Consider the following 6,221-nt stretch of genomic DNA (forward strand, 5'->3'; position numbering starts at 1 on the left):
GGACAACCGATGCGTCTCCCCCCGCTTTCCCGCCGCCACGTACCGGCCGCCGCCGCGCTCGCCAGCCTCGCCTTCGCCCTCGCCGGCTGCGGCGGCGACGACGTCACCGCCACGCCGCCGTCGCAGCCCGAGGCCCAGGCGCCCGTCGGCACGACGGCCACGCTCGCGCTGCTCGAGACGACCGACCTGCACACCAACGTGCTGTCGTACGACTATTTCAAGCTCGCCGCCGACAATTCGCTCGGCTTCGAGCGCGTGTCGACGCTGATCGCGCAGGCGCGCAAGCAGTACCCGAACACGCTGCTGCTCGACAACGGCGACACGATCCAGGGCACCGCGCTGTCGGACTACCAGGCGCTCGTGAAGCCGGTGGGCTGCGACCAGACGCTCGCGATCTACAAGGTGATGAACGCCGCGAAATTCGACGGCGGCGGGATCGGCAACCACGAGTTCAACTACGGGCTGCCGTACCTGTCGCAGGTGACCGGCAACACGTTCGAGGTCGACGGCCTGCCGGCGCCGGCCCAGCAGAAGAAGTGCGCGGGCCCGAACTTCCCGCAGGTGCTCGCGAACGTGATCAGCGCGAAGACCAACGCGCCGCTGTTCACGCCGTACACGATCCTCACGCGCACGGTGACGGCCACGACGCCGGACGGCAAGACGGTCAGCGCGCCCGTGAAGATCGGCATCATCGGCTTCACGCCGCCCGCGATCATGAACTGGGACAAGCGCTGGCTCGACGGCAAGGTCTATACGACCGGGCTGAAGGAGGCGGCCGAGAAGTACATTCCGGAAATGCGCGCGAAGGGCGCCGATCTCGTCGTCGCGATCTCGCACGGCGGTCTCGACAATGCCGCGTACTCGCCGACGATGGAAAACGGCAGCTGGTGGCTGTCGAAGGTGCCCGGCATCGACGCGATGCTGATCGGCCACTCGCACCAGGTGTTCCCGGACGCGAACAGCACGGTGTCGCAGTTCAACCTGCCGGGCGTCGACAAGGTCAAGGGCACCGTCAACGGCGTGCCGACCGTGATGGCCAACTACTGGGGCAAGCATCTCGGCGTGATCAAGCTCGGCCTGAAGTTCGACGGCAAGACGTGGGCCGTCGACAAGTCTCAGACCACCGTCGAGGCGCGGCCGATCCAGAACGCCGACAAGAGCTACGTCGCCGCCGACCCATCGGTCTCCGCCGCGATCGCGGCCGAGCACCAGGCGACGATCGACTACGTGAAGACGCCGATCGGCTCGACCGACTACCGGATGAACTCGTACTTCGCGGACGTCGGCGATCCGGGCGCGATCCAGATCGTCAACGAGGCGCAGGCCGACTACGTGAAGACCTACGTGCAGGCGAACCTGCCGCAATACGCCTCGCTGCCGGTGCTGTCGGTCAGCGCGCCGTTCAAGAGCGGCTTCGGCGGCGGCACCGACTACACCGACGTCGCGCCGGGCGCGCTCGCGATCAACAACGCCGCCGACCTGTACCTGTATCCGAACACCGTGTACGCGGTGAAGGTGAGCGGCGCCGACGTGAAGAACTGGCTCGAGACCGCCGCGAAGCGCTTCAACACGATCGACCCGACGAAGGCGACCGTGCAGCCGCTCGTCAGCACCTTCCCCGGCTACAACTTCGACATGTTCACGTCGGCCGATCTCGCCTATGAAATCGACGTCACGCAGCCGGTCGGCAGCCGCATCCGGAACCTGACGTACAAGGGTGCGCCGATCGACCCGAACGCGCAGTTCATCGTCGCGACCAACAACTACCGTGCGAGCGGCGGCGGCAACTTCCCGGGCCTCGACGGCAGCAAGACGATCTTCGCGTCGCCCGACGCGAACCGCGACGTGCTGATCGCGTTCATCAAGAAGCGCGGCGCGATCACGCGTGCGGCCGACGGCGCGCAGCGCAGCTGGCGCTTCACGAAGCTCGCGAGCTCGGTCGCGCACGTGCGGTTCGCGTCCGCGCCGAACCGCCTCGGCGACGCGACGGCGGCCGGCCTGACCGGCATCACGCAGGTCGCGGCCGACGACGGCTCGGGCAAGAACCTCGCGACCTACGAGATCGACCTCACGCAATGAGACACGCGATGCAACCGATCCGGACGATGCGGCCTGCCGAAACCGGCTTCGCCGCTGCCGCGCGGCGCGTGCTGCGCGCGAAGCTCCCGCCCGCCGCGCTGCTCGCGGCGGCGGCCGTGACCGTCGCGGCCGTCGTCGCGGCGACCGGCCTGCGCGGCGCCGGCCCCGCGCCGAGCGCCGCGCAACTCGACGAATGGCAGGCGATGGTCGCGCAGGCGACCGAGCCGCATGCGCTGGCCCAGTTGCGCACGCTCGCACGGCGCGGCTCGGCCGACGCGCAGACGGCGCTCGGCATCGCGCTCGTCGATGCGCACGAACCGGGGCTGCGCGACGAGGGGCGCGGCTGGCTGGAAACGGCCGCGGCGGCGCACGACACGGCTGACGCGCCGGCTGCACGGCGCGCGCAGCTGGCGCTCGGCAAGGCGTTGCTGCTCGGCAGCGGCGACCTGCCGAAAGACTATGTACGCGCACGCGCGCTGCTCGGCGCCGCGGCCGAACAGGGCGACCCGGCCGCCGCGTATTACCTCGGGCTGATCTACCGCAGCGGCTACGGCATCGCCGCCGACCCGGTGCAGGCCGCGCACTGGTTCGACATCGCATCGCGCGCGGACATCCCGGCCGCCGACTTCATGCTCGCGAACGCGTACCGCGACGGCAGCGGCGTGCCGCGCGACGATGCGCGCGCGCTCGCGCTGTATCGCCGGGCCGCCGAACACGAGCTGCCGGAAGCCGTACAGACGCTCGCGATGGCCTATCGCAACGGCGAACTCGGGCTTCGGCCCGACGCGGACGAATTCCACGCGCAGTGGATCGAGACCGCGCATGCGCTGAAACACCCGGTCGTCGCGCCGTGACGGCCGTTCGGCCAAGGGGCGTGCGAGCGCGACCCGGCCGAACGGTAGTGACGTCGCATGCTTGACGCGCGCGCCGCGTATCGATATCGGTCCCGCAACCGAGTCGGCCGCGCGGCGCCGGTGGCGCACCGGCTCTCATGTCGACCGGCCAGGGCCCGGCGCCGACGGGCAAGACGCCGCTCGCCCGCGAGATGACGCCCGAATACGACATCGAGATACCGGTGCGGACGAAGCAGCCGCACGGAGCCATGCCATGCCGCCCGGCGGGTTGCGCTCGCGCTCCGGCGCGCGCCAACGTCCCCTGTCGCTACAATAGGCGCCATGAACGCCCCCACCTCCTCCGACACGCCCGAATCCGGCGACGCGCACATCGCGCGCAACCGGCTCGAGGCGCACCTGGACGCCGCGCCGCGCGCGTGGCCGCTCGACATCGTCGCCGCCACCGGCTCGACCAACGCCGACGTCGCAACGCGGCTCAAGGCGCTGCCGCGCAGCGCGAACGCGCTGCCCGCGCCGCTCGTGCGCGTCGCGTTCGAGCAGACGGCCGGGCGCGGCCGGCAAGGCCGCCCGTGGTTCGCGCAGCCCGGCAATGCGCTGCTGTGCTCGGTCGGCTGCATCGTGCCGCGCGCCGTCGATGCGCTCGGCGGCCTCAGCATCGCGATCGGCGTCGCGCTCGCGGAAGGGCTGGCCACGCTGCCACTCGACGCCCGCATGCGCGTTGCGCTCAAATGGCCGAACGACCTGCTGCTGACGACCGACGACAACGGCACGCCGCACATCGTCGGCAAGCTCGCCGGGATCCTGATCGAAACCGTCTGGACCACCGCCGACGCCACCGCCGTCGTGATCGGCTTCGGCATCAACGTGCGCGGCGCGGAAGCCGTCGCCGCACAGGTCGACGCGCTGCGCGCGCGCGAAGCGACGCTCGCGAGCGGGCTGCCGCCTGCCGCGCTGTCGATCGCGTGCCCATCGGCGAACCTCACCGATACGCTCGCCGCGTCGCTGAACGCGCTCACGCCCGCGCTCGCACAATTCGGCGCCGACGGCCTCGCGCCGTTCCTGCCGCGCTGGCACGCGCTGCACGCGTACGCGGGCCGCGAAGTCGTGCTGCTCGAGCAAGGCGTCGAACGCGTGCGCGGCATCGCGACGGGCATCGATGCGACCGGCCAGTTGCTGCTCGACACGCCGAGCGGCGTGCAGACGATCGCGGCCGGCGACGTGTCGCTGCGCGAAGCGCAATGAGCGAACCGCACCTGCTGATCGACGCCGGCAACAGCCGGATCAAGTGGGCGCTCGCCGACGCGCGGCGCACGCTCGTCGACACGGGCGCGTTCGGCCACACGTGCGACGGCGGCGCCGATCCCGACTGGTCGCGCCTGCCGCGTCCGCGCGGCGCATGGATCTCGAACGTCGCGGGCGCCGACGTGGCCGCACGGATCGACGCGCTGCTCGACGCACGCTGGCCGGGCCTGCCGCGCACGACGATCCGCTCGCGGCCCGCGCAATGCGGCGTGACGAACGGCTATACGACGCCCGAACAGCTCGGCAGCGACCGGTGGGCCGGCCTGATCGGCGCGCACGCGGCGTTTCCGGGCGAGCATCTGCTGATCGCGACGTTCGGCACGGCGACGACGCTGGAAGCCCTGCGCGCGGACGGCCGCTTCACGGGCGGCCTGATCGCGCCGGGCTGGGCGCTGATGATGCGCGCGCTCGGCACGCACACCGCGCAGTTGCCGACGCTGACCACCGATATCGCCAGCGGCCTGCTCGCGTTCGCGCAGGCCGAACCGTTCCAGATCGATACGCCGCGCTCGCTGTCGGCCGGCTGCCTGTACGCGCAGGCCGGCCTGATCGAACGCGCGTGGCGCGATCTCGTCGACGCGTGGCAGGCGCCGGTGCGGCTCGTGCTGGCAGGCGGCGCGGCGGACGACGTCGCGCGTGCGCTGACGGTCCCGCATACGCGGCACGACGCGCTGATCCTGTCCGGGCTCGCACTGATCGCCGCGGACACGGCCGGCCGGGCAACGGCGCGGGATTGACGCAACGGCGCCGGCATCGCAGCGGGCGCGTGGCGATGCCGGCCGAACCGAAGCGGGCCTGCGCCCCGCCGACGACGCAGTACGCGCGGCGCCGCGCCAGCGGCCCGCACGAACGGTCGACGGAAGCTACGAAAAAGCCGGCCATGCGGCCGGCTCGACTGAACGACGTGAATCACGTCGATGACGACAAGGAGTTTCGACGATGCTGCGCTGGCTGATCGCTGTTCTCTTTCTCGCCAACATGCTCGCGTTCGTGGCGGCGCGCGGCGTGTTCGGGCCGCTGCCGGCGGCCGGCCCGCGCGAACCCGGCGTGCTGGCGCGGCAGGTGCGGCCGGACGCGCTGCGCGTGACGCCGCTCATGCGGGCGACCGACCAGCCCGTCGTCGGCGACCCGATCGCGGCGCCGGCCGTCACGACCGCACCGCTCCCGGCGTCCGCCCCGTGACGACACCGCGTCGCGCTCAGGGCCGTTGCGCGCGCACCTTCTTCAGCAACGCAGTGGTCGAGCGGTCGTGCTCGAACGGAATCGCCAGCGCCCGGCCGCCCCAGCCGCGCACGAGCGCGGATTCCGGCAGCGCGTCCATGTCGTAATCGCCGCCCTTCACGAGGATGTCCGGACGGACGGCCTCGATCAGCGATACGGGCGTCTTTTCCCCGAACGTCACGACCCAGTCGACGCTTTCCAGCGCCGCCAGCAGTGCCGCGCGATCCTCTTCGCGGTTGATCGGCCGGTCGTCGCCCTTGCCGAGCATGCGCACCGACGCATCGCTGTTCACGCCGACGATCAGGCAGGCGCCAAGCGCTTTCGCATCGGCGAGATACGTGACGTGACCGCGATGCAGGATGTCGAACACGCCGTTGGTGAACACGACGGGCGACGGCAGCGACGCGCGCAGCGCGACGAGGGCATCACGGGTGATCAGCTTGCGTTCGAAGGTGGCGGACATGATGGAGATCGGACGGAATGAACGACGGCGCGCGCGACGGCGGCGCCAGATAAAAAGCCCGCCGGACCGGCCGGGCGGGCTTCATGCAACGAACGCGACACGGTGCCGCGAGCCGGGCGCGAGCCAGACGCGACTCGCGCCGCCGCCGGCACCCGCCGGCCTCAGGCCGGCTGCGCGGCCGACGACGGGCCGCTTTCCGCCTGCAGGCGGCTGGTGACTTCCTTGCGGTAGCGGTTCAGCTCCTGCGCGGTCGCGAACGTGCGCTCGAACAGGATCGACAGGTTGTGCAGGATCCGCTCGAC

General features: G+C 71.4%; 6 protein-coding genes and 1 pseudogene. 5 read left to right on the plus strand and 2 right to left on the minus strand.

Translation table 11 applies throughout. From position 1 onward, the window contains the following. Positions 1-9 precede the first annotated feature (9 nt). The 5 genes from WT24_RS20465 (at position 10) to WT24_RS20485 (ending at position 5,417) form a co-directional block, all read left to right on the plus strand. Entirely contained in the window at positions 10-2,079 is a 2,070-nt protein-coding gene (locus WT24_RS20465; protein WP_059506508.1) for a bifunctional 2',3'-cyclic-nucleotide 2'-phosphodiesterase/3'-nucleotidase, read from the plus strand. Positions 2,080-2,087: 8 nt separating this feature from the next. Beyond that, entirely contained in the window at positions 2,088-2,933 is an 846-nt protein-coding gene (locus WT24_RS20470; RefSeq protein WP_059506505.1) for a tetratricopeptide repeat protein, read from the plus strand. 321 nt (positions 2,934-3,254) lie between these two features. Beyond that, complete coding sequence (locus WT24_RS20475; protein WP_059795365.1) at positions 3,255-4,175, plus strand: biotin--[acetyl-CoA-carboxylase] ligase; 921 nt, start codon at positions 3,255-3,257, stop codon at positions 4,173-4,175. Beyond that, positions 4,172-4,972: a type III pantothenate kinase gene (locus tag WT24_RS20480; RefSeq protein WP_060035709.1), complete on the plus strand. Its 801-nt coding sequence runs from the start codon at positions 4,172-4,174 to the stop codon at positions 4,970-4,972. The genes WT24_RS20475 and WT24_RS20480 overlap by 4 nt, the downstream gene beginning before the upstream one ends. A 202-nt stretch (positions 4,973-5,174) precedes the next feature. Next, on the plus strand, positions 5,175-5,417 hold the full coding sequence (locus tag WT24_RS20485; protein ID WP_059506497.1) for a hypothetical protein: 243 nt from the start codon (positions 5,175-5,177) through the stop codon (positions 5,415-5,417). 16 nt (positions 5,418-5,433) lie between these two features. Here the strand turns inward: WT24_RS20485 and rfaE2 are convergent, their stop codons facing one another. Next, complete coding sequence (gene rfaE2 / locus WT24_RS20490; protein WP_059506495.1) at positions 5,434-5,919, minus strand: D-glycero-beta-D-manno-heptose 1-phosphate adenylyltransferase; 486 nt, start codon at positions 5,917-5,919, stop codon at positions 5,434-5,436. Positions 5,920-6,080: 161 nt separating this feature from the next. Further along, a pseudogene (locus tag WT24_RS34520) lies at positions 6,081-6,221 on the minus strand (ferritin-like domain-containing protein); the annotation flags it as partial.

This window comes from Burkholderia sp. MSMB1078WGS, from assembly GCF_001528895.1.
In the GTDB taxonomy this organism is placed as follows: Bacteria; Pseudomonadota; Gammaproteobacteria; order Burkholderiales; family Burkholderiaceae; genus Burkholderia.